Below are 24,188 nucleotides of genomic sequence, written 5' to 3'. Positions count from 1 at the left end.
GGCGCTTGCCATCACGCTCTCGCCTGCGGAGCTTGAGGCCTTGGATCGGGCCTTTCCGGAAGGAGTAGCCGCCGGCGCCCGTTATGGGGAGCCCCAAATGGCGCATCTCGATAGCGAGCGCCCCTAGGGCCTGTGGGAGGAGCGGCATAGAGATGAGGGCGGGGTATGTGGAAACATCCCCAAAACATTCCTGCCCGCGTGGCTCTATGACGCGTCAGTGTTCGAACGGCCCACACACAGAAATCCCGGAGGCCGGCTTGTTGTGGATGTCGGTGAGGATCGCGAGGGCAGGGGCCTTTGCGGGGTGAATGATCCTTAAGGTGTCCTGGGGCGCTTTAGCGCTTTTCGCGCCGGCAGGCGGCTCGAGGCGGAGATAGACTCCGACCCGTGCCTCTTGTGGCGGGTAGCGCGACCGGCCGCGGATCCCGGGAGTTGGGTGGGTCCGCAGCCGGTGTTGCCGTGGGGACCACCGAATCCCCCAGGGCCCTTACGGAGCGCCTCGGGGTTTCGGCGATGGGCCCTTCTTACGCCTTGTGGTAGGAGATGACGCGTTCTACCTCGTTGCGCGAGCCCAGGATGACGGGGACGCGCTGATGGAGACCGGTCGGCTGCATGTCCATGATCCGTTCGCGGCCGGTGGAGCTCAGGCCGCCCGCCTGCTCGACGATGAAGGACATGGGGTTGGCCTCGTACATGAGGCGCAGCTTGCCGGCCTTCTTCGGGTCCTTGGTGTCCTTTGGATACATGAAGATCCCGCCGCGTATCAGGATACGGTGCACCTCGGCCACCATGGAGGCGACCCAACGCATATTGAAGTTCTCGCCGCGCGGCCCCTCCTTGCCCTGCAGGCACTCCTGCACATAGCGCTGCACCGGCTCTTCCCAGAATCGCTCGTTCGAGGTGTTGATCGCGAACTCGCGCGTGTCGGGTGTGATGCGTACGTTGCGGTGCGTGAGCAGGAACTCGCCCACGTCGCGGTCCAGGGTAAAGCCGTTCACGCCTTGGCCTGTGGTCAGCATGAGCATGGTCGAGGGCCCGTAAAGGGCGTAGCCGGCCGCGACCTGTTGGGTGCCGGGCTGGAGGAAGTCGGCGGCGGTGGGTGACGTGACCCCCTCGGGGCAGCGCAGGACCGAGAAGATGGTCCCGACCGAGATGTTCACGTCGATGTTTGAGGATCCATCGAGAGGATCGAAGACCAGGAGGTACTTGCCGCGCGGGAATTGGCTCGGTATCGGGTAGATGTCCTCCATCTCCTCGGAGGCCATGGCCGCCAGATGCCCCGCCCATTCGTTGGACTGGAGCATGACGTCATTGGTGATGACGTCGAGCTTCTTTTGGGTCTCGCCCTGGATGTTCTCGCTGCCGGCGGATCCGAGGACCCCCATGAGATCGCCCTTGTTGACGGCGTTCGAAATAACCTTGATCGCGGTCACGATGTCGTTCAGAAGCGACGTGAAGTCGCCGGTCGCGCCTACCACGCGGCGTTGCTCTTCGATGATGAATTGGGTAAGCGTAGTCCCTGTATGCATGCAAGCGATCCTTAAAGAAAAGAGATAAAAGATGATGGTACGGGCGGGGTGATGCCGCCGGGCCCGACCTCCGGGCCGAATGCGCGATTATAAACGAAAGAGCGATTCTCTGCCCCGGCGGCCGCGCTGGGGCCGGGCCGTTGTCGCCCCGGGGGCGGCGCATGGCCCGGGTTGCGGGGGTGCGACCGGACTGGACCTTAAGGGTCCGCCGGATCGGGCCCCGTGATCTCCTCCCCATCGGAGCACGCAGAAGCGGGCTCAGACGATGGCGGGCGATGGGCGCGCGGGCGCCAGCTGGGGATTAGGGGGCGTTTGTGGCGGATGTCCCCAGAGGGCGGCGGAGCGCGAGGGCGGTGGCTGCGCTCCGCGTCTCGACTCCCATTTTTAGGAAGATGTGCTCGAGGTGTTTGTTGACGGTGCGCGGGCTCATGTCGAGGATAGTCGCGATGTCGGCATTGGTCTTGCCGTAGGCGACCCACACAAGGACCTCGGCCTCGCGGCTACTGAGAGCGAAATCGCGGGCGAGCGCTTGGCGTGCGCGCCGCGGGTCCTCTTCGCGCAGGAGCAAGAGCACGGCCTGTCCGCTACGGCCGAGCAGGTTGATATAGAGCGCCCGGTCTTCATGGCGGCGCACGAGGGGGGCGCTCCGGGGCCCGGGTTCGGCCAAGGCGGCGAGCCACGACGCCAGATCCTGGCAGGTCACGCCGTAGTCGTGGAGCCAGCGGCGCGCCTCGGTGGTGCCGGAGATCAGGTCGCCGTTCGCGTCGACGGCAATCGGCAACTGGCCACTTTGCAGCAAGGCCTCGCGCGCCAGCGCCGAGGAGCGGGAGGCGTTCACATGGCTTGCGATCCGCGCCTTCACCACCTCCGGATGGGCGGGTTTCGTTATGTAGTCGACGGCGCCTAGGCCGAGGCCCTGGACGATCTGTTCGGGCTCGCCGAGCGCGGTCATGAAGATCACGGGGATCGACTCGTAGGCAGGTGTCGCTTTCAGTCGCCGGCAGGTCTCGAAGCCGTCCAGGATGGGCATGAGGGCGTCGAGCAGGATCAGGTCGGGACGCGTGACGGCGAGCCGATCGAGGGCCTCCTGACCGTCTACGGCCACCAGCACGCGGTACCCGGCGGCCGACAGGGCGTCGGTGAGGAAGGCCAGGTTCGGGATGTGGTCGTCGACTACCAGGATCGTGGTATCAAGGGGCGTCATGATTGATGGCCTCCAGGTAGACCATGATCTCGCGCATGCGAAAGCCGTGGGCGAGCGCGAGGACGCGTTCGGCGAAGGCCCGGTGGCGGGGATCGCGCGCAACGAGGCTCTCGAGCTGCCCGATCAGACCCTTCACATAGCCAAGACGCGCCTGCTCGAGCAGCACCAAGACGTCTTCCCGGGCGGGAGGCACCACGGTGGACGCGGTGGCCGGCGTAGGGTGTGCGGGTGGCGCCATGGTCGGTAGGCTTGGTGGAGTCGGGCGGGAAGCGATGGTTGCGGTGGCTGCGGCCTGACGCGAGGCGCAGTAGAGGCGCACCCGAAAGGTTGCCCCTTGCGGCGTGTTGTCGACGCGGATGTCGCCGCCCATGACCTCGACCAACATCTTGGTAATCGTAAGCCCAAGCCCGCACCCTCCTTGGCCTGCGGTACTTGCTGCGGGTCCGCGGAAGAAGGGTTGGAACAGGGCGCCCATCTCCTCGGGGCTAAGTCCTGGCCCCGTGTCGGTCACGGCGATATGCAGGAGTTGATGGCGATAGAAGACGCGGACTGTGACGCCCCCTTTGCTTGTGAACTTCAGGGCGTTGCCGATGAGGTTGAGGAGGATCTGTCGCAGCCGCCTCTCGTCGGCGTGAATGAGGGCCGGCAGTGGTCCCTCGGTGGCAAGCGTGAGATCGAGGCCGCGCCCGAGGGCCTCGGCGCGGAAGGCGTCGAGGACGTCGGTGAGCAGCGCCCCCAATGCGACGTCGGTGCGGTCGAGGGTGACTCGTCCCGATTCAATACGCGCCACGTCGAGAATGTCTTCGATGAGGTGGCGCAGATGCAGACCGCTATCTTGCATGATGGTGAGCGCCCGGCGTTCGGGGGGGCCGAATACCGGATTTTGTAGGAGGATCTCGGTGTAGCCCAAGAGGCTGTTCAAGGGGGTGCGCAGCTCATGGCTCATATGTGAGATGAAGCGGCGCTTGGCGCGGTTGGCCTCGTCCAAGGCGCCATAGGCCGCCTTGAGTTGCTCATGGGTGGCGGCGTGTTCGGCGATCTCTTGGGCTAGGAGGGCGTTGTGACGCAGGCTTTCGTCTTCCGCGCGGCGGCGACTCTCCAGGGTCAAGACCCACCACCACGAGGCCAGCCCCAAGGTCACGGCGAGCGCCGCGTAGGTCTTGACGGCAAACGCCGTGAGCGCCGAGCGGAAGGGGCCGGCCGACAGCTGACCCTGGTAGTAAAGGGTACCGAGAATGGCGGCGGTCGTGAGTAGCGCACCCCCGAAAACGACCAGAAAGCGCGTAAGCCGCGAGGTGAAGCCGTCGTTGGTGAGCGTCGGGAAGATGGGCGCAAGCCAAGCTGCCAGTTGCTGGCGGGCCTGGGCGTGCGGCTTGCAGGCATCGCGGCAGCGCGACTCGAGGGTGCAGCAGAGCGAGCAGATCGCGCCCTCGTAGGCCGGGCAGTGGGCCATGTCCTGGGGGGCGAAGGGTGTCCGGCAGAGGGCGCAGGTGCCCTCGGTCGGATGGAGCCCCCGTGCCTGGTAATAGCGGCCGCCGGTGGCGGCACTGATGATTGGCGATAGCACGAAGGCCGCGGCGAGTGCGGCGACTGGCGAGAAGGCCGCGGCGAGCGGGCCTAAGGCCCCGATGTGGGCAATAAGGCCCAGGAGCGCGCCGCCTGCGGTCGCGCCCACGCCGACCGGATTGATGTCGTAGAGGTAGGCCCGCCGAAACTCGACGCCGCGCGGGCTTAAGCCCAGCGGCTTATTGATGACGAGGTCGGCGATCAGCGCCCCAATCCAGGCCGCCACGAATCCCGCAAAGAGATCCAGGACGTGAACTAGGGCTGCGAACACACGCAGTTCCATGAGCAAAAGCGCGATCGCGACATTGAAGATGAGCCACACCACGCGACCCGGGTGGGCATGGGTGAGTCGCGAGAAGAAATTCGACCAAGCGAGCGAACCCGCGTAGGCGTTGGTCACGTTGATCTTGAGCTGCGAGAGGATGACAAAAGTGATGGTCGCCGTGAGCGCAAGCGGCACGGGCCCGAGCGCCGCACGGTAGGCGACCAGATACATCTGCGTAGGCTGGTCCGCGGTCCCGGCGTCCATGCCCCGGTGGATGAGCCAGAAGGCGAGCAGGGCGCCGGCAAGCTGCTTGATCATGCCGGGCACGATCCAGCCGGCGCCGCTTGTGATTACGGTGGTCCACCAGCCCAGGCGTCGGCCGGGGGTAGGCGCTGGCATGAAACGCAGATAGTCGGCCTGTTCGCCGATCTGCGCCATGAGCGACAGGCACACGCTGACGCCGGCCCCGAAGAGCAGCGGCGTGAAATGTTGGGCGTGGGCCTGGCCGCCATAGTGTGTAAAGGCCGCCAGCATGCGCGAGTCACGCAGCGCATCGATGAGCGGGATCGCCATCAGCACAAGCCACACAGGTTGGGTATAGGCCTGCAGACGGCTTATGGTGCTGATGCCGTGGGTCACAAACGGAATGACAAAGAGCGCGCTTATGATCGCCCCGTAGGTGAAGGGGATGTCAAAGGCCATACGGAGCGCGAAGGCCATGACGCTCGCCTCCAGCGCAAAAAAGATGAACGTAAACGAGGCGTAGATCAGAGATGTGACCGTAGACCCGAGGTATCCGAAGCCTGCGCCGCGCGTCAAAAGGTCAATGTCGACGTTGTAGCGGGCGCAGTAGTAGGCGATAGGCAGTCCCGTTAGGAATATCAAAAGGCCACTTGCGAAGATCGCCCAGAGGGCGTTCACGAAACCAAAGTGGATCACAAGCGCCCCGCCGATCGCCTCGAGCACGAGAAAGGACACCGCCCCGAACGCCGTGTTACCGACCTGAAAGGCCGACCATTTGCGGAAGCTGGCCGGCGCGTAGCGCAGGGCGTAGTCCTCAAGCGTCTCGTTGGCCGCCCAGGTGTTGTAGTCGCGACGGGTCTTTACGAGGCGAACGGGAATTCCTGGATCCATGCGTATCCTCGGCATCTGGCGCATCTTGTGCGAGCGATCGAGCAGGGGCGCGTGGCGCCGTCCCCACTCCCACGACCTTATGCACGGCGCGTGCCATGCGTCGAAACCGCGCAGATGCAGTGCGCCGTAGCGGATCCGCGCGCCGCCCTGGTGCGCATGCACCAATGATGGTCATACGTCATCCAACGTATTTAGGTTCGTGATGAAACGTCGTCCAATCATCGCCACGATATCTATTTCACGGAGGACCACAAATGATCGAGACCCTTATACACGTCGATCTCACGAAGGCGCCTGGCGACCAGGACGGTGTGATTCATAATCGATGGCACCCCGACCTCCCCATGGTCGCTCGCGTCAAGCCCGGAGACAATTTTCGGGTCGAGTGTCTCGACTGGACTGGCGGTCAGATCGGCAACAATGATCATGCGCGCGACATCCGCGACGTCGATCTCACCCGCGTCCATTATCTGAGTGGCCCGATCGCGGTCGAAGGTGCGGAGCCTGGCGACCTTCTGGTCGTCGACATTTTGGATGTCGGCGTCATTCAGGGATCCAATTGGGGCTTTACGGGTCTTTTTGCCCGCGAGAATGGCGGAGGTTTCCTGGTGGACCATTACCCGGAGGCGCGCAAGGCCTGCTGGGATTTCAATGGGATCTACACGCGTTCCCGGCACATACCGGGTGTGGAGTTTGCCGGCATCATGCACCCGGGGCTCATAGGCTGCCTGCCGTCAGCTGAGCTCTTGAAGACCTGGAATACGCGCGAGGCCGCACTCGTCGCGCAAGAACCCGAGCGCGTCCCCCCGCTTGGGCTCCTGCCGCTTGCGCAATCGGCGCTCATGGGGCGCATGCCTCCAGACATGGCCCGGCAAGCGGCGGCGGAGGGTGCGCGCACCATTCCGCCGCGTGAGCATGGCGGCAACTGTGACATCAAGAACCTCACCAAGGGCTCGAAGGTGTATTTCCCCGTCTATGTGAAAGAGGCGGGTCTCTCCATGGGCGACATCCATTTCTCGCAGGGCGACGGCGAGATCACGTTTTGCGGGGCGATCGAGATGGCGGGTTATCTCGATCTGCGCGTGGGGCTCATCAAGGACGGCATGAGGAAGTACTCGGTGGCAAGCCCGATCTTCAAACCCAGTCCGCTCGAGCCGCGTTATCGCGACTACCTCATATTCGAGGGGATCTCGGTCGACGAAAGCGGCCGGCAACACTATCTCGATGCGCACGTGGCCTATCGCCGCGCATGCCTGAACGCCATCGAGTACCTGAAGAATTTCGGTTACTCGGGCGAACAGGCCTACGCGATCCTGGGGACCGCTCCCGTGGAGGGGCATATCAGTGGCATCGTCGATATCCCCAATGCCTGCGCGACGCTGTGGCTCCCGACCGAGATCTTCGAATTCGACATCAAGCCCAATGCCGAGGGTGCGCAACCCCAGATCAAGGGTGCAAGTGCGCTCGCGCGGCCCTGAGGAGGATGACTCATGGCCCTTTATGATTACCGATGCGTGAGTTGCGGGGTCTTTGAGGCCTGGGCCCCCATCCGGGAATGCGCCGAACGAAGGCCCTGTCCGCAGTGCCACCAGGCGTCGGCGCGCACCCCTTCGTCTATTCATCTCGCAAGTGCGAGCTCCGCGCTTTATGCGCGTGAGGAGCGCTGTCGGCACGAGCCGGCGTCGCTCACGTGCAAGGTCCCCACCCCCGAAGCCGGCGCCGCCCATGGCCGGCCGTGGATGTTGGGCCATTGATCGTTTCATCACCTTAGAAGAGGACTTCCTTATGGCTGCCGTCAACCCACCACTCCCACGTACCGGACGACGTTATGGCAAACTCGTCTCGAACCCCATGCTTGAGGACTACTCCCTGCGCTACGCCCCGCGCGCGTTCCGCCGATGGTCGGAATATTCCGTGGCGACAGCGGCTCTGGGAGGTATTTCCTATCTCGCCGATCAGGCCATAGGCGGTTCGATCACCATAGGCTATGGATTCACCAATGCCGTGTGGGCGATTCTCGCGGCGGCACTCGTGATCTTCTTGACCGGCATCCCCATTGCTTACAACGCGGCGAAGTACAACATCGACATGGATCTCCTGACCCGTGGCGCGGGCTTCGGCTATCTCGGATCCACCTTGACCTCGCTCATCTACGCATCGTTCACCTTCATCTTCTTTGCCCTCGAAGGGTCGATCATGGCGCAGGCCTTCGCGCTCTACTTCGGGATGCCCTTGCCGATAGGCTACGCGGTGGCCTCACTTGCCATCATCCCGCTCGTGGTGTTTGGCATGACGCTGCTCTCGAAGCTGCAGGTCTGGACGCAGCCTGTGTGGCTTACGTTGATGGTGTTGCCGCTTTTTGCAGTCCTCACCAAGGACCCGGGAGCCATCGCGCAATGGACCCACTTCGCGGGCCATTCGGCAAGCGGCGCCGGTTTCAACCCCTTGCTTTTTGGGACCGCGGCGGGCGTGGTCTTGTCGCTTATCGCTCAGATCGGTGAACAGGTCGACTATTTGCGGTTCATGCCGGAGAAGACCGAGAAGACCAAGAGGCGCTGGTGGCTGGCCGTGATTCTGGCCGGACCAGGTTGGGTGTTGCTCGGTGCGAGCAAGCAGCTTATGGGCTCGTTCTTCACTTCTGTGGCCTTCCATCACGGCACGGCCTTGGCGCAGGCCAACGAACCGATCCAGATGTATGTGCACGGCTATCACGATCTCTTGGCCACGGGGGCCACGGCCATAGGACTTGCGACCTTCTTCGTGATCCTCTCGCAGGTCAAGATCAATGTCACGAACGCCTATTCGGGCTCGCTGTCGTGGTCCAACTTCTTCTCGCGCGTCATGCACGTCCACCCGGGGCGCGTCGTATGGATCTTCTTGAACGTCGGCATATCGCTTACGCTCATGGAGATGGGGGTCTTTTCGTTCCTCCTGAAGGTGTTGGGCTTCTACTCCAATGTCGCCATTGCGTGGATCGGGGCTGTGGTCGCGGATCTTGTGATCAACAAACCTATCCTGAAGCTCAGCCCCTCCTATATCGAGTTCAAGCGCGCGCATCTGTACAACTTCAATCCCGTGGGCTTTGGCGCCATGATCATAGCCTCGGTGATCTCGATTGCGGCCTTCTTCAATTTCATGGGGCCGACTGCGCAGGCGTTTTCCACCTTCTTGGCGCTTGGCATAGCGTTCGTGATGTCACCGATTTTGGCGATTCTCACGAAGGGCAAGTACTACATCGCCCGCACGCCGCACTATCATGCCGGAACGCATCACGACGCGGTCGCCTGCACGGTCTGCGGGTTCGAGTTCGAGAAGGAAGATATGGCCTGCTGTCCGCATAACAAGGGCGCGATCTGCTCGCTCTGCTGCAGTCTCGATACCGACTGCAAGGATATGTGCAAGAGCAAGTTGGCGGGCGTACCGGTGGCGGCTGAGGCCCCGGTTTGCCCCTAGCATCAGGCCTGGACGGCCCCGGGGCAACCCGCGGCCGTTCGGGGCATGGTGTCGGCGGCTTTGCTTGCGTCCACACACACAAATGGTTCGGGTGTGCGGAATGCGGCTTCGAGGAACACGCAGATGTGGCCTGCGCCATCACCATAGTCTCCCCGGTGGCGACCGAGCTGTAAGGTTATGGTGCGCGAAGACGGTCGCGTGCTGCCAAAAAAGCCGCGCTCGTCGCTTCGGGCAGTCGCGCTCACGATCCGCCCGAGATACCGGGTATCCAGGTCGGCGACTGGCAATCCTTATGCCAGCCGGGACGGTTTCTGCAAATGACGCAAAGCCCGGGCCCTGAAAAGGGATCCTCGGGCTGATCTGGGACCGCCATGTCGGCCTCGGGGAAGCGGCTCGCACGGGTTCCAAGGGGTCGCCAGCGTTGCCAGGTCATCGCGGTCGATGGCTTTTGCGAAGGTCGTAAGGGGCGGTGGCCTCTTCTTTGCCCGGGCCGCGGGTGATTCGGTCGCTTGCGCGCGCAGGCATTCATGGTGACGCCCGCGGCGGGTGTGACGCGCCACCGTGATTATGACCGCCAATGCCCTTTTTAACTCCTTTCATCCCCCCATGTCTGCCATTGCGGCTGAGACTGCCTATGATGGGAGTGAGTACCCGATCGGCCCCGGATGTCCGCACTGCGCCCACTGGGGCTCGCGGATGCGGGCTCGCTCGTGGCGTGTCCCCGTGGGTTACGAGGTCAACGGCCCGCGGCAGGGAGAGGGGCGCGCTCTTGGCGCGAGCGCCCGGAGGAACAGGCGGCCAGAAGGCGCGCCGTGGGGGTCTTAGGCCGCCGGTGGCGGGGCGTTTTCCGGGCCGCGGCCCATCGACGGGTGCGGCGCAGTGAAGTGGGGTGGCATCATTTGTGGCAAGGCCTGCGATGGCCGGCCGCACGAGGAGGGTTTCGTATGAAAGGACAGTGGCGGTTTCAGGGTGCGGCGCTTGCGCTTGCGACCGGTCTCATGGCTTTGGTTTCAGTAAGCGCGCAGGCCGATCTCTCGGCGCCTGCCCGCTACGATGTCCTGCCAGGTGGCGCGCGACACTCGGTGTTTGGTGCGGCGACCCTCGGACGGGTGATCTTTGCGCCCGCAGGCCCCTACTTGGCGGACGATCACGAAGAAGAGCGCCAGCGCTATGGGGATGAGCGGCGCTATCGCGAACGCGAGGGGGGCGACCGACCCCGTTATTACGCCCCGTTTTTCTTCGGTGCGCCGGAGGGCGATCGGGGGAATTACGGGGATCGTGGCCCGCGTGGGGATAGGGGAAATTATGGCGACCGGCCCCCGTCCTATGAGGAGCGCCGCTGACCGCAGTGGTCCCTCCTTCCCTTTCAGGGCCGACGGTTAAGGGGATCTGTGGCGGTCGAAGTCGACCTCGTCACAAGAGAGGATGCGCTCCTGGGTCACCCGCCAGACGCCGTCGCTTTCCTGTTGGATCAGAATCTCGAGGCCGTGGTCATTCACCGTGCCATCGGTGCCCGAGGTGATCTCGCGCGTCTTGAAGAGGACATACCCCGGGGAGCGGCTCACGATATCCAGGCCCTCGTAACGAACATCCTTCAGGAGCTTTTCGGCAAACTCGTGTCGGCATTGGCGCGCCCAGTCGTCATAGTCTATGACCGCGAATCCCGGCACCCCAAAGACGCGGACCTTGGGCGAGATCAAGGCCATATGGGCCTCGTAGTCGAGGGCGCAAGCTGTCTTCGTGAGTGCGGCGAGCATGTCTTCGGCGAGTTTGTCGGTCATGGAGAGGTCGAGTCGGTCGGAACGTTAACGGTAGTATCGGGAAAAGAGATCCCTCAGTCTATAAGAGCCCGACTTTATACCCTCGTGCGCGCGGCCCTAGAGCTGTGTCGGCCGCGCTTTATGGCCAGGTCGCTTGGGGGCGCATACCCTCAAGGATCTGTCTGGTTGCCCCTCCGGGCGCGCCGTTGCGGCGCCAGGCCCATCCGCCCTTAGGGACCACGCTAATAATCGCAAGATTTGTATGGGATTGAGGTGGGGGCCTTGCGGCGCATCGGGCCATTTGCGCCACTGGTCCGGTAGCGGATCGGTCGATTCAAGCTCAGCGACGCCGCGAGTTCTAGGTGATATACAAAATGTTCCGGAATCAGGGACAGCCTTTGTTGCAAAATCACTGAAAAATCATGGCGTGCGCCTGTTTTTCTGGCGGGACGATCCCCCGGATGATTCCTATGGGGTGCCAAAAACCGCATTTAAGCGATTGTCTGCCATGATTCCGCAATACCCATTGTGTTTGTAAAATGATCTCATCTATACTGGCCGCTGCCTCTGCGAGGCCGCAAACCGCCCAGGGAGTGTCGAGGGACGGGTCCGGCTGTCGATCGGAGAGGATTTTTGATATGCAATAGGCATAAAGAGGACACAATGAACACATCCGTTCGCAAAGGCCTTCTCGGGGCCGCGGCGCTTTTCCTAGGCGTTACCGTAGCAATGCCGGGCGCAGCCTCGGCGACCATGAAGATGGCGAGCCACAAGGCCCCCGCGCATAAGGCTGCCGCGCACAAGGTGGTGGGCAGCCCGCACGTCAAGGCGATTCAGAAGGCTTTGGACAAGTCGGGTGCCAAGCTGAAGGCCGACGGCCTGATGGGCAAGATGACCGAGGCCGCCCTGCGCGCCTATCAGAAGAAGCATGGTCTGAAGGTGACGGGTACGGCCGACAAGGCGACCCTGAAGTCCTTGGGCGTCAAGTAAGCGTTTGAAGGCCCGGGCGCGGCGACCCCGCGTCCGGGTGCTTTCCTGCAATCGTATGCCCTTATGGTTGATGCAGGAGGAAGGCTGGAGACTCGATGCGATGCGCGCCTGCGCGTCGGCGGGTTTTTTTTCGTTTTCGAGCTTCTAAAGGCGCGACGGGCCGGTGTCTCAGCCGTTTAGGACTCCATGACGACGGGCTGTGCGGCATTGATCTTCTGGTTGCCGATCAGCGCCACGAGCGGGATCATCCCGATAAACCCCCAAAACACGAACACGAAGGCGTTAAGTATGCCGCGCATGGCCGCGTGCTGCGCGAGGAGTGCGGCCAGCGAGGGTGCTGTGGCGGCAGTCCAGGTATGCGGCGGGACCATCGTGTGCAAGGCCTGCGCGTAGGGGGTGATGTGTCCCCCCATCTGGTTCCAGGCCACTTGCGTGTATTCGCTGATGACGGTCGTGACGAGCGCGATACCCACCGACCCCCCGAGGTTGCGCATCAGATTGAAGATCCCCGAGCCTTCGGCGGTGTCGGCTTTTGAGAGGCTCGCAAACGCGATGGTGAAGAGGGGGATGGAGATAAAGCCGAGCCCGAAGCCGCGCAGCACGCCAGGCCAGACGATCCAGGCCGGGTCGATATGGAGGTTGTACGACAGGGTGAGGTAGGAACCAAAGCCGCCAAGCGCGATGCCCATGAGGGCCACGATGCGCGGGTTCACGCCGCGGCTTAGCATGCGGCCTGCGAGCCCCATGGAGACCATCGCTCCCAATCCCTGCGGGGCCATGACGAGACCCGTGGTCTGGGCCTCGTAGCCCATGTGTTCCTGCAGATAGAACGGCAGGATCACCATGACTCCGTAGAGGGCCAGGCCGAACAGCGCGATGCCGAGGCTCCCGAGCGCGAGCGCGCGGTTTTTCAGGAGCCTGAGATTGACGATCGGGCGGTCGACTGCGAGCGACCGCCACACGAAGAGTACGAGGCTCGCCGCCGCCACCACGGTGAGCGTCATGATGGTCTGTGAGCTAAACCAGTCGTCTTGATCGCCGAGGCTCAAGACCGCCTGCGTGCAACCGAGCCCCACGGCCATGGCCAGGAATCCCTGCCAATCGATCGGGCGCGGGTGTTGGCCACGTCCGGCCTCCGGGACGTGGCGAAAGAGGAGCAGGAGCGCCACAAGCCCGAAGGGGACGTTGACGTAGAAACACCAGCGCCACGAGGCATCATCGGTGAGATAGCCGCCGAGAATGGGGCCCAGGATGGGTCCGAGCATAATCCCCATGCCGAGCGTGGCCATGGCCATGCCCCGCCGTTCCGGGGGGTAGCTTGCGACCAGAATCGATTGCCCTACGGGCACCATGGCCGCGCCCACGGCCCCCTGTAGGAAACGCCAGATCACCATTTCAACGATGGTGTGCGATTGGCCGGCCATGGCAGACGTGAACACGAAGCCCGCGACGCTCGCCAGCATGAGGTGGCGCTGACCGAAGCGTTCGACGAGCAGGCCGGTCAGGGGGGTGATCACAACCATGGCGAGCATATAACTCGTCAATATCCAGCTCACTTGATCGATATTCGCGTGCAGCCCCCCCTGCATATGAGGAAGCGCCACATTCACGATCGTGGTGTCGAGCACGTTCATAATGATGCTGGCCATGACCGCGAAGGTGATGGCTACTCTGTTCGTGCCGGCGTGGGCTTGTGGGTTCGTGGTCGTCAGGGCCGATCCTCCTTGCCGGGATACCGGGTGAGCGTGGTTGCTGTTCCTCGAAAGTCACCCATTCTAAGCCGGACGCGCCAGACAGAAAACGGTCCCAGGATGCCGGAGTCGGCGGCGCCGCAGGGGCAGGGCGCGGGGCGCGCGCCCCTACTGTACCGAAAAATTTACCGTTTCGCTTTTGGGACCCGCTCGCTTCTTAAGCGCGCGTTGTGCCCCCCGCTGACCGCGGCATTTTTTTGAGAAGGGTTTCGCGGTTTTCCAAGCCGGGAGTGTATCTCAGTCTCGACAGATAAGGGTCCGTCGCCTCGCGATATCCAGGTCGTGCGCACGGTGACTTATGGCGCCGAAGGACCCGTGCGGGAGAGGCGCAAGCGCCCGCCGTTCGACGGTGAAGATGCAGGCCGCCCCGGTCGCCGTGACGCCCACGTGGGCGCCTGGAGTCTGCAAAGACCCATGGCGGCCCCCCAACGCTCGGAGGCGGCCGGCCCGGAGTTTTGTGCAGGTGGCTTAGCCCCCGTGTGCCTTGCGAGATCTGCGCTGTTCGTCACATGCGCCCGAGGCCTGACGCAAAAGCATCATGACTATGCGACCTGCATCCCACCGGGATCAGGCGGCGTGGTCGCTTGATGTCCGCCCGTCCCGATCCCGGCAAGTGGTAGTCTCTTCGCGCGATTAAGCTTGCGAAATCAATAGGGTGTTGGTCTTCGGAGGGCTAATGTGGGGGGGCGATGCGCCGTATCGGCGCGTCCCGGCGTATGCTCGCAAGAAAGTGGTGCGCTTATTGCACTTACAAGAGAAGCAGTCAGGTGAGGCGGGCTTCGCCAGTCAGGGGGTTGTGGGGGCATATGGAGAAAGCGCGGGGTGCCAAGCGAGTTGCGCGCGCGCGACCGACGGGATGGCGATCGGGTTCCCCGGCGGGGCCGCATCGTTATGTGTTGATGCTCGCGTATTGGTTCGCGGTCGTCGCTACGCTGCTTTTCTCGACGCTCTACGGCTGGCATTCCTGGCAGCGCTACAAGGAGTCGGGCATCGATAGGCTTACGCTCACGACCACGCTCATTGCGGCGGCGGCGCGCGAGGACCTCGATCGCGAGGCCTCCGGCCTGCGTTTTCTTGCGGGGCGCCTGCGGGCGATGGATGCCTTGCACCATCCACGGCGTGCGCGCCGCTTGCTGCGCGCGTATCAGGAGGTCTCGCCCGAGATCGCAAGCGCGGAACTCGTGAGGTCCGATGGCCAAGTGGTGGCCTCCACCGCTGTGCCGAAAGGGCGGCCACTGCCGGATTTTAGTAAGATACCGCGCATCTGGCCGGGCGTGCGCCGCGCCCTCCAGCATCCGGGCCTGCACCTCCATCGACCCTTGCACGGCCCTCTCGTCGGACACTGGGTGATCGGTTTTAGCGATACCCTCGTGGATCGGGCTTCGCGCACGCGCTTTCTGGTCACGACCCCGATGCGGTTCCGGAACTTCGAGGCCCTATTCGCGCAGCTGCCTTTGTCCACGGGGCTTGCCGTGGGCATCATGCGCGACGACTATTATCTTGAGGCGCGTGCGCCGATCCCCCGCGGCAATCTCAGGACCTTGCTCGGTCGGCCGCAAAACGGCATCCTCGCGCAGACCTTAAAGCGCCATCCGCGCACCGCACAGGGGGTCTTCAGTGGCTGGGTGAGCGTCGATCGGGAATATCGCTACGGGGTGTTCGCGCGCATCTCAGGCTATCCGCTCATCGCCTTCGCCGATGTGCCCCGCGCCTTATGGGTAGCGCGCTGGTGGCGCAGTCAGGCCGAGATCCCCTTGATCTTCCTGGTGGCAGCGCTCGTCTTCAGTGGCTTCGCTTACCGGCAGGTCCAGACATTGGCGATACGGTGGGAGGTCGAGGCTGCGCGCCGTGCGGAGCTCTTGGAAGACCTTGTCACGCATGATCCGCTCACAGGTCTTTTGAATCGCAAGGGTCTGTACCCGGTCCTAAAGCGGATGATGGCACGCTCTCATCGCAATGCGCGGTTGTTAGCCCTCGGTTTCCTGGATGTCGATGACTTCAAGGGTATCAATGATCATTACGGTCACGCTGCGGGCGACGCAGTCTTGAAGACGCTAGCACAGAGACTGGAGGCGGCGCTGCGCGGCACCGATTGTGTGGCGCGTATCGGCGGCGACGAATTCGTGCTTTTGATCGAAGGGCTGCGCGACAAGGCGGAACTGGCGCCCATCATAGACCACCTGAGGAGCGGGCTTGCCATGCCTTTTCGGGCGGGCCGCCGTGAGGTGTCGGTGCGGGTAAGCCTCGGGGTCTCCTTCTTTCCGACCGATACCGAAGGCATGGAGCGCCTGCTCGATCTGGCGGACCGCGCCATGTATGCGGCCAAGGGACAGGCGCATGGCGGCGAGCCGATCCGTGTGCGGCTCCACGATCAGGACGTGCCGGCAGGCCCGGATCGGTCGAAGGCGGATCCCCCTGAGTGAAGTGTGGGGCGGCCCCGCCTGCGCTTTGAGGTGGTCCGGCCGCCTACTCTAGGGCAGTTCGTCACGCAGTGCGCGCAACCAGCGCTTCAAGTAGGTGGTGTCCTCGAGCAAGGCGAGCTCTTGCTTCAGGTCGGCGGCCAAGGTCCGCGCCTCCTTGATCTCCGCGGTCAGTAGCCGCAGGGCGTTGCGCGGGGTGAGCGGCGCCAGGGGATCTATCGCAAAGCGCATCCGAAAATCCGCCTCGGCCCGCAGCACTTCTTCCTCAAGGGCTCCGAGTTCGCGTTTGAGCGCCCGGGTGTAGAGCTTGACGTCCTCTTCATCCTCGTTGGCCCACGTCCCTTGCACGGGATCGAGTTCACGGCGCAACTCCAGCAAGGGTAGGAGCTCGTCATTGGCATAGGCCTGATTGGCCTTTTGCATGAGGGCGGTCTTCCGGTCGCGCTGTTCCGGATCGGCCTCGCGGTCTGGGTGGAGGGCGCTTGCGAGCTTGCGATAGAGCGCGCGGATGGATTGGCGGATGCGCGTCTGTTCGGTCTGCGCCTTCCGCTGCGTCTTGCCAGGCCGCCGGTCTTCCCCGTCCGTGTCACCCGATGCGCCGGTGGCCTGTCGGAACATCTCCTCGAGGGGGTCGTGGTGCGGGTCGGCTCCAAAGACCTCTTCGAAGGCGGCCCGTGCCTGGGATACGCTGTCTTCATAATCTTCTTCGGCGTAACGCAGGTAGAGCGCACGCAGTTCCGGATCGTCGCCCTCGGCGAGTAAGGAGGCCGCCATCCCCACGATCGCTTGGGCGACGTCGCGCCGCTCAGTGCGGTTCAGCCCCTTCTCATGCATGGCGCGATCGAGGCGCGTGAGAAAACGTATCCGAAGTGCCCGGGCCGCGGCGTTCAACGGGACGAGGTCACGCGTGTATTTCGCCTGATAAGGCTTGAGGAGGGCCGCCCACGTGTCGAGCGCGCCGCGTGTCTCCTCGATCTTCTTGACCAGCCGCTCGAACGCCTTGTGGCCCTTGGGCAAGGGTTTGGGTTCGGGGCCGAAGCCTGCCAGCGGGATCTGCAATTCTGACACGCGGTTCTCTCCTATTCGCGGGCGACCCCCGCCCCATGGCCCCAGAGGGGTCGCTTGACGGCGGGCACGAAGGCGGAAGCCGTTTCCTTGGGGGCGCAAGTCATCGCGTACGCCATGATAAAGCATTGTGCGGCGACGATTATAGCCCCGGACGCCGGGCCGTGCGGACCGGGCGACAGGCCCAAGGTCCATAGTGCCCTTCTTGTGGAAGGAGGCGTGATTGGAAGCCCGTGCGGCATCCCGCGGACCGGGGTGGCGCGCGGCCACGGCCCTGTCTTGCAGCAGGCGTTCGCGCTCTATTCAGCGCGGGGATCGCGCGCGGAGGGTTTGTGTAATACCAAGCCATAATGATAGGGCGGAAGGGGGATGAGTCGGTCAGGTTCGAGGCCTGCTGGGCGCACGATCTGTGCGGTGGCCTCCGGGGAGAGGCGCAGATCGGTGCGTGGTCCCCGCGGTTGGCCCAGGACCGGCGTCTGCTCACGTGGCGCCGGATGCCAGTTCACGATCACGAAACGACCGGTGGGCGCAAGCACGGCCGCCACCACGCGCGCAAGCGTCTCCTTGTCCGGAACGCCATGGAAGGTGTTGGCCATGAGCACGACATCGAACGATCCGAGCCCCAGGCGATCGATGGCCATGGCATCGGCCAGACGCCATTGGCAGGGAAGACCCGCGCAGGCCGCTTGGGCGGCGGCCAGCAGACCCGCGTCGAGATCGAGTCCGAGGACCTGTCCTGGGCCCACGCACCGCGCGAGCGCGGCTGTGAAGTAGCCGTCGCCACAGGCCAGATCGAGGACCCGCATACCCGCGCCTACCCCTAAGGTTCGGACTACGGCATCAGGGTCGGGCCAGAGCGCACGCCACCAGTCGGCGTCCGGCATGCTGGTGGCAGGAAAGATCGCTTCGCTCGTAGCGGCGTTCTCGGCGCTCGGGTGGTGGTTCATGGCGTGCTCGCTCGTGTCCTCCTGGGGCTGCTTCATGATAGCCCAAAGATTGGTCGGGGTGATGTCGGTGCGCCAGCACCCGCGACGCGTGTGGCAAGGGGAGGGCGTGGCGCTCCCGCATGCCGCGCTTGGGGTCTGGGGAGCAGCCTATCAGGCCGTGCTCACCCGCGGCTCGACGGACAGGGTGGCCGGAGGCGTGGTCTCATCGCCAGGGCACGGTACGCCATGGCTTGCGGAAGGGTCTTGGCGCGCGCCAGGGGGGCCAGGGGGGGCGGGATCAGGGACGGGTTGCGCGGCTTCGGGACGCGCTTCGCACACCCCTGGCGGTCTTCCCGCAAGACGCGCGGTCCGCCCCGCCAGAAGGGGCTGAAAAGGCGCCCGCCCGAAGGCGGGCGTGAGCGATTTACAGGTCGACCGTGGGGTGGGCCGCTTGTGCCTGCAAGGGCCGTGTCGGCGCCTGGTGCGGGGCGGGGGCCACGGTCTTCGGCCATTCAACGCCCACCTGAGGCCCAGGGAGCGCGCCCCAAGGTGTCATAAGCGGCCCGGGCAAGGCCCTACCGGTCATGATCTGTTGCATGGCCGTGGCCAGCAAGCGCTGTTCGGCGGCCATCGCCTGCAGTTCCGCGCCGACCCAGGGCGGGGCTGCGCCACCGGCCTGGGCGTTGCCCGACCAAGTGACGATGGTCATGCTGTTGGGGCCTTGCCAGCGTATGGTCTCGGTCCGTATCAAGCCCCCATTGGGGGTACGGTACACACGGACTTGCGGGAACGGCGCGCCCGCGAGCGGGCCTGCCACCGTAGGCGCCTGGCCAGATCCTGGGTGAGCCGGGAGCAGCGCCAGAGCGGCCGCTACGACCGATGCGACACCCAGGGTCGAAATTGCAGTCCGATATTTCCCTTTCATGGGCAGAATCCCTCCTCTGAGATCATCAAGGCCTCTGAGCCTCCATCATGGGGCTGGTTCCGACTTCTTTCAAGCCCAAACCCTTCGGGCACCCCCGTAGCGGCCAAACGGTTGGGCGTGTGAGACGGAAGGTCGGGGGCGGGCGTCGGCGTGCCTGCAAACGGGCTTGGCCTGAAGAGTGCCAAAGCCCCCACCCAAAATCTAAAGCCGGCGCCAAGGCTCTCTGTAAACCTGGGGCCAGTCCCTCGTTTCAGGGCCCAGGCCGCATCGGCCCTCCCATCACACCATTTTGGCAACGAGGCCGCTCGAGGGTCGTTAAGGAGCCGTCAAAAACGGTCGAGTCGCACGACCTCGTCGCGCGCAAGCGCCCCGCCGCGTGGCCGGGGCTCGCGGGTGCCCTTGCCGATAACCAGAAGAAGTCCGACTGCGTGATCCTCCGGCAGCCCGATCAGGCGGCCCACCTCATCGAAATCGGCAAGATCCATGGGGCAGGAGTCGTAACCCAGGGCCTGGGCCGCGAGCATGAGGGTTTGGGCCACGATCCCGCAGGAGCGCATGGCCTCGTCGCGTTGCACGGTCTCGCGGCCGCGGTAGTAGGTGTCGATGGCCGAAAGCAAGCCCTCGCGGACGTCGGGCGGGGCTGTGCGCCAATACCGTTCGGGTTGTTTCTCCCAGGCCTTCAGGTCGGCGCAGATCACCATGAGGAGCGAGGCCTCGGTGATCTGCGGCTGCATCCAGGATACTGCGCGGATCGCCTCGCGCTGCGCGGGATCTTGCACGAGGACAAGACGCCAGTGTTGGATATTGAAGGCGGTCGGCGCGCGCTGCGCGAGCGACAACAGTGTGTCGATATCGCTTTGCGGGATGCGATGGTTGGGGTCGTAGTGCTTGACGGCGCGGCGCGCGTTGATGGCGGTTATGACGTCCATGATGTCTCCAGGAGGTTTCGAGGGGTGCAGGCCTCAGGGCCTGCGGCTATCCTAGGGGAAGGCTGTCGAGTTTGGTAGAACGCACAGAATTGTGGGGTACTTACATCCTGTATACCGAGGAGCCGCTATGCGCCCGAGCCGCTATACCCGCTATGACTGCGATTTCGGTTGTCCGGTCGAGGCCTGCCTGGAAGTGATCGGTGGCAAATGGAAGGGGGTTATCCTTTTTCATGTGCTGGGAGGGACCAAGCGTTTTGGGGAACTCTCCCGGCTCTTGCCGGCGGTGACCCAGCGGATGCTGACACGGCAATTACGGGAACTCGAAGCCGATGGCATCGTGATTCGTACCGTCTATGCGGAGGTGCCGCCCAAGGTGGAATATTCGCTGAGTCCTTTTGGTAAGACGCTCGCGCCGGTGCTCGAGGTCTTGCGAGACTGGGGTAGTGAGTATTTAGAGGAGATCGTGCGTGTGCGCCGCCACCGGATCGCACGCTCTAAGTCCTAACGAGGATAGAGGCAGCGAAGGGTCAGTCTTGAAGAGCCTGGTGGCCGCCATCAGAGAGCCCGCCCTATGTGTACCCCTACATCCTATGGGGCGCGTTGTCTGCGCGAATGTGCGGGCGTCCCTTGTCCTGGCTCACCGATCATGTGCGCAGGCCGAAACGCGTGCGCTCGGGAGGGGGAGGATGGTGCGCACCCGTGTCCGTGACAGGGCGCTAGTCGGCGCGCGGTCCGATATCGCGCAGGTTGCATTGGATGACCTCGCAACCCCCTTCGAGATAGATATTGCCCAGAAATTCTATGGGGCGCTCCCCCGCGTTCGTGTCTGCGTCCTTCAACAGAATCGATAGACGAACGGACCCCTGTTTTTGCAGCTCCCGGAATACCGCATGGCTCGAGGGCTCGTCTTTGAGCAGACCGACCTCCCAAAGCTCCCGGCCGAGCAGGGCATCTAAGGAGGTCCCCAGCAAACTAACCGCGCTTGGGTTGGCGTCCATGATCTTACGCGCCAGCGGGTCGATGAGCAGAATCCCGTCTTGGGCCGTATCGAACAAGCGCCTGAAGCGATTTTCTGATGTGCGTAAGGCCTTCAGGCCCTCGTACTGGGCTGTGATGTCGTCAATGGACACGAGAGCCATTTGGGGCAAACCTTCCTCATAATCTAGGGGTCGGCCGGATAGATGCATCATGCGTTTTCCGATAATCGGAAAGCTTTGGTTGATCTCGAGATCATCGAAGAAACTGTTCCGCGGCAGAATATCCTCTATGAGACCGCGTAATTTCGGGATATTCCAAGCACCGTCACTCAGTTCGAAGAACGCGTGCCCCTCGACATTTTCGCGAGCGATCTTAAACAGATGACAGAACGCATCGTTCACAGCGTTCACGCGCATATCGCGGCCCAGCACCAAGAGCGGGCCGCGGGCGGCCCGCAGAATGGCCTCGGAGTAGTCGCGTGCGCGCGTCAACCTATCGATGCTGCGCTTCAAATCATCGATATCGATCAGAACGACCACGGCACCCTGGATTGTCTTGTCAAGCGTCACATAAGGGCGCACGCGCAAGGTGTACCAGCGCCCGTGCTTATCCTGGACCTCGCGCTCGCAGATACGCACCGACTCGACCGAGTCGGAAATGAACTGTTCGATATCGACACCGACTAAGTTGTGATGGAGGCGGCGAAACGGACGCCCCACGTCGCCGGCCATGAGATTGAAAAGTGACTCGGCAGGCGGCGTGAAATGGCGAATAACGAGATCGTGCCCCAGCACCAAGATGGGGAGATTGATGCTTAGGTGGAGATTCAAGAGATCGGCGTTTAGGTGATTGAGCTCGGAATTGCGGCTCACCATTTCCTCGTTGACGGTTATGAGCTCCTCGTTTGTCGACTGGAGCTCCTCTTTCGAGGTCTCCAGTTCCTCGTTCATGCTCTGGAGCTCCTCGTTCGCGGACGCCGCCTCCTCATTCGTCGCCTGCGCCTCGGCGGAAGCGGCCTTGTCGTGCGTCTGCAAGGCACTTATATAGTCCAGCGCCTCTCGCAATTTGTTCTCAAGGGTGGCGATGCGGCGCGGCGCGGAGCGCTTGTGCTCCTGGGGTCGGGTGGCATCTGGGTCCACGTACGGCTCGGCTTCGGCAAGGGGGGCGCGCACACCCCCCTTGGCGCTTGGCTGAAAAACGACCAGGTAATGCAGGTCCTTCAGATTACTAAGAGGGATGACCGCGATATCGACCAGGGCTTTATTCCGTCCGGTATCATCCATGGGCACCCGGTTTTGACGCGCGGGCCGCAGGGTTTGTTGTGCCTTCTCTAGGGCTGCTCGTAAGGGCAGGAGCAGGTTTTCGGCGGCCATGGTGAGGAGGGCGAACCCTGCGCTGTGTGCCGGGGGGTTCAGGTAGGGGCTGGTGGGGCCCCGAAACTGCTTGACATGAAAATTGGCATCCACAAGTACGCCGGGCGGTGCAAAATATTTAAACGTGACGCGATCGGCTTCGCGCTCGGGGCTCAGCTCAATCTGGCGCCCGGGAGAGGTCGGGCGGCGCGGCAACAGCGCGGGTAGGCGTTTAGGCACGCTCGCGCCGATGACGCGGCGCGGCACGGGGAACAGGGGAGCGGAACGCACCTTCTTCGAGTACAACCTGAGTTTCTTGTCGCTGACCGAAAAGAGGTTGCCCGAGCGACCGATGGATTCGGAAACGCCGAGAAGGAGACGGCCGTCGTCCTTGAGGGCGTAATGGATAGAGAGCAGCGCCTTTTCCTGCAATGCCGGTTCGAGGTAGATCAGGAGATTACGGCAACTGACCAGATCGATTCGAGAAAACGGAGGGTCAGTCAACAGGTTTTGGCGCGCGAAGACCACGAGTTGCCGGAGCTCTTTACTCACGCGATGGCCAAGCGGTTCCTCGACGAAGAATCGCTTGAGTCGTTCAGGGGACACGTTTTGCAGGGTGCTTTGGGTGTAATAGCCTGCACGGCCTTTGTCGAGCACCGAGTCGTTTATGTCAGTGGCGAAGATCTGCAAGGCCGGATTCGGGGCGTGGTCCCCGGCGCATTCCATGAACAGCATGGCCAGTGAATAGGCCTCCTGGCCGGTGCCGCATCCTGGCACCCACACGCGTATGGGCTCGCTGCTCTGTCGGGTCATGAGACCTGCAACGACATTCTTTTCGAGCTTCTCAAACACCTCAGGGTTGCGAAAAAACTCAGTCACACTGATGAGAAGATCGACGTAAAGGCGCTGCACTTCTTCCGGATCCGTGAGCAGAGACTCGAGATAGCGAGCGGCCGTCGTGGCACCAGCGAGCACCATGCGTCGCGCGATGCGGCGTTCGAGGGTATTGGGCTTGTACTCGGACAAGTCCACCCCGATACGGTTACGCAGAAGCAGGAGTATTTGCCCGAATACCTCGGAGTCGGCGGCGACGTACGGCCTGTCCTCAGGCGGCAGGGATACGGCGCTTTGGTCTTGGGCCACCGCTTGCGCGGCCGGGGGATGCTGACCGAAGACGTAGGGGTGGTGCGCGATCCGCACGAGTTCGGCTGCGATCGCGTCGGGCGCCAGCACTAGGTCGACGCAACCCGAGGCAATCGCGCTGCGCGGCATCGACTCGTACTTCGCCGATCCGTCCTGCGCTATGGTAATGCCATTGGCCGCCTTGATAGCCTCGAGGCCCACTGCCCCATCGGACGCGGTACCGGACAAAACGATGCCGATGGCGCGTTCCTGCAGGTCTGCGGCCATCGACTCAAAAAAGGTATCGATGGAATGATGGGGGCGGGGCGAGTGTGCGCGTGGCTCGGTCTTTAAGACGCCGCGCACCACGCGTATGTCGGTGTTCGGCGCAATAATGTAAACGTGGTTTGGGGCGACCGCGAGGTTGTTGTCCGCCTCGTGGACCGGCATTTTGGTGACTCGCGACAGGATCTGCGTAAGCGCGCTTTCGTGCCCGGGATCGAGATGCTGTACAAGCACAAAGCCCATGCCGGTATCGGTAGGAAGATGCTGCAGGAGTTGGGTGAAGGCTTCAAGGCCGCCTGCCGATGCCCCGATCCCGGCGATCAATGGCCTGGCACCTGCCCGCACGCTCGCGTCTTGGGAGCGGGGGCGGGGTGAGGCCTTTGACTTCGTCATTGAAACCGCCTCCTTATTCGTGGGCCGAATCCGTGGCAGGTATCGCCCAGACCCAGGCGTGCGCATGAATAGTGATGGCGAGGCGCAGCCGCTGCAGTATGGCAGTTTGGGGGCGTGGAAGCGAGCCCAAGCCTAGCGGGG

Annotated in this window: 17 protein-coding genes and 1 pseudogene; 8 read left to right on the top strand and 10 right to left on the bottom strand. The window is 63.3% G+C overall.

The window, feature by feature from the left end:
- Positions 1 to 127: pseudogene (locus ACYCTF_RS10890) on the top strand (aldo/keto reductase); the annotation flags it as partial.
- Positions 128 to 524: 397 nt separating this feature from the next.
- On the opposite strand, the gene ACYCTF_RS10885 reads toward ACYCTF_RS10890, so the two are convergent.
- The 3 genes from ACYCTF_RS10885 to ACYCTF_RS10875 all read right to left on the bottom strand — a co-directional run bounded on the left by ACYCTF_RS10885 (position 525) and on the right by ACYCTF_RS10875 (position 5,698).
- On the bottom strand, positions 525 to 1,529 hold the full coding sequence (locus ACYCTF_RS10885; RefSeq protein ID WP_461284092.1) for a class 1 fructose-bisphosphatase: 1,005 nt from the start codon (positions 1,527 to 1,529) through the stop codon (positions 525 to 527).
- Positions 1,530 to 1,830: 301 nt separating this feature from the next.
- Entirely contained in the window at positions 1,831 to 2,733 is a 903-nt protein-coding gene (locus tag ACYCTF_RS10880; protein WP_461284093.1) for a response regulator, read from the bottom strand.
- Positions 2,720 to 5,698, bottom strand: a complete 2,979-nt coding sequence (locus tag ACYCTF_RS10875; protein WP_461284867.1) for an ATP-binding protein — start codon at positions 5,696 to 5,698, stop codon at positions 2,720 to 2,722. Before ACYCTF_RS10875 ends, ACYCTF_RS10880 begins: the two co-directional genes overlap by 14 nt.
- 254 nt (positions 5,699 to 5,952) lie before the next feature.
- Between ACYCTF_RS10875 and fmdA the strand changes: the two genes are divergently transcribed.
- The 4 genes from fmdA to ACYCTF_RS10855 all read left to right on the top strand — a co-directional run bounded on the left by fmdA (position 5,953) and on the right by ACYCTF_RS10855 (position 10,494).
- The gene (gene fmdA / locus ACYCTF_RS10870; protein ID WP_461284095.1) at positions 5,953 to 7,176 is read left to right on the top strand and encodes a formamidase; all 1,224 of its coding nucleotides are present in this window, start codon (positions 5,953 to 5,955) and stop codon (positions 7,174 to 7,176) included.
- 12 nt (positions 7,177 to 7,188) lie between these two features.
- A complete protein-coding gene (locus ACYCTF_RS10865) occupies positions 7,189 to 7,452 on the top strand; it encodes an FmdB family zinc ribbon protein (RefSeq protein ID WP_461284096.1) in 264 nt (87 codons plus the stop codon).
- Positions 7,453 to 7,483: 31 nt separating this feature from the next.
- Positions 7,484 to 9,151: a purine-cytosine permease family protein gene (locus tag ACYCTF_RS10860; RefSeq protein WP_461284097.1), complete on the top strand. Its 1,668-nt coding sequence runs from the start codon at positions 7,484 to 7,486 to the stop codon at positions 9,149 to 9,151.
- 944 nt (positions 9,152 to 10,095) lie between these two features.
- Entirely contained in the window at positions 10,096 to 10,494 is a 399-nt protein-coding gene (locus ACYCTF_RS10855; protein WP_461284098.1) for a hypothetical protein, read from the top strand.
- 36 nt (positions 10,495 to 10,530) lie between these two features.
- On the opposite strand, the gene ACYCTF_RS10850 is transcribed toward ACYCTF_RS10855, so the two are convergent.
- Positions 10,531 to 10,932, bottom strand: a complete 402-nt coding sequence (locus tag ACYCTF_RS10850) for a hypothetical protein (RefSeq protein WP_461284099.1) — start codon at positions 10,930 to 10,932, stop codon at positions 10,531 to 10,533.
- 642 nt (positions 10,933 to 11,574) lie between these two features.
- Between ACYCTF_RS10850 and ACYCTF_RS10845 the strand changes: the two genes are divergently transcribed.
- Positions 11,575 to 11,901 (top strand): peptidoglycan-binding domain-containing protein, encoded by a 327-nt coding sequence (locus tag ACYCTF_RS10845; RefSeq protein WP_461284100.1) that lies wholly within the window; start codon positions 11,575 to 11,577, stop codon positions 11,899 to 11,901.
- Positions 11,902 to 12,077: 176 nt separating this feature from the next.
- Here ACYCTF_RS10845 and ACYCTF_RS10840 read toward each other — a convergent pair whose 3' ends face one another.
- On the bottom strand, positions 12,078 to 13,565 hold the full coding sequence (locus ACYCTF_RS10840) for a DHA2 family efflux MFS transporter permease subunit (protein WP_461284868.1): 1,488 nt from the start codon (positions 13,563 to 13,565) through the stop codon (positions 12,078 to 12,080).
- Positions 13,566 to 14,458: 893 nt separating this feature from the next.
- Here ACYCTF_RS10840 and ACYCTF_RS10835 point away from each other — a divergent pair.
- Positions 14,459 to 16,075 carry a GGDEF domain-containing protein gene (locus ACYCTF_RS10835; RefSeq protein WP_461284101.1) on the top strand — a complete coding sequence of 539 codons (1,617 nt, stop codon included), beginning with the start codon at positions 14,459 to 14,461 and terminating at the stop codon, positions 16,073 to 16,075.
- A gap of 48 nt (positions 16,076 to 16,123) precedes the next feature.
- Here ACYCTF_RS10835 and ACYCTF_RS10830 read toward each other — a convergent pair whose 3' ends face one another.
- The 4 genes from ACYCTF_RS10830 to ACYCTF_RS10815 form a co-directional block, all read right to left on the bottom strand.
- Entirely contained in the window at positions 16,124 to 17,140 is a 1,017-nt protein-coding gene (locus tag ACYCTF_RS10830) for a J domain-containing protein (RefSeq protein WP_461284102.1), read from the bottom strand.
- Between the two features lie 296 nt (positions 17,141 to 17,436).
- A complete protein-coding gene (locus tag ACYCTF_RS10825) occupies positions 17,437 to 18,120 on the bottom strand; it encodes a class I SAM-dependent methyltransferase (RefSeq protein ID WP_461284103.1) in 684 nt (227 codons plus the stop codon).
- 367 nt (positions 18,121 to 18,487) lie between these two features.
- On the bottom strand, positions 18,488 to 18,988 hold the full coding sequence (locus tag ACYCTF_RS10820) for a hypothetical protein (RefSeq protein WP_461284104.1): 501 nt from the start codon (positions 18,986 to 18,988) through the stop codon (positions 18,488 to 18,490).
- 326 nt (positions 18,989 to 19,314) lie between these two features.
- On the bottom strand, positions 19,315 to 19,917 hold the full coding sequence (locus ACYCTF_RS10815) for a nitroreductase family protein (RefSeq protein ID WP_461284105.1): 603 nt from the start codon (positions 19,915 to 19,917) through the stop codon (positions 19,315 to 19,317).
- A 127-nt stretch (positions 19,918 to 20,044) separates the two neighbouring features.
- Here ACYCTF_RS10815 and ACYCTF_RS10810 point away from each other — a divergent pair, with 127 nt between their 5' ends.
- Positions 20,045 to 20,422 (top strand): winged helix-turn-helix transcriptional regulator, encoded by a 378-nt coding sequence (locus ACYCTF_RS10810; protein ID WP_461284106.1) that lies wholly within the window; start codon positions 20,045 to 20,047, stop codon positions 20,420 to 20,422.
- Positions 20,423 to 20,633: 211 nt separating this feature from the next.
- Here the strand turns inward: ACYCTF_RS10810 and ACYCTF_RS10805 are convergent, their stop codons facing one another.
- Complete coding sequence (locus tag ACYCTF_RS10805; RefSeq protein ID WP_461284107.1) at positions 20,634 to 24,047, bottom strand: chemotaxis protein CheB; 3,414 nt, start codon at positions 24,045 to 24,047, stop codon at positions 20,634 to 20,636.
- Between the last annotated feature and the right edge of the window lie 141 nt (positions 24,048 to 24,188).

The organism is Acidiferrobacter sp. (assembly GCF_054609335.1).
Note: the sequence above shows the minus strand (reverse complement) of the source record. Positions and strands in the feature narration are given on the sequence as shown.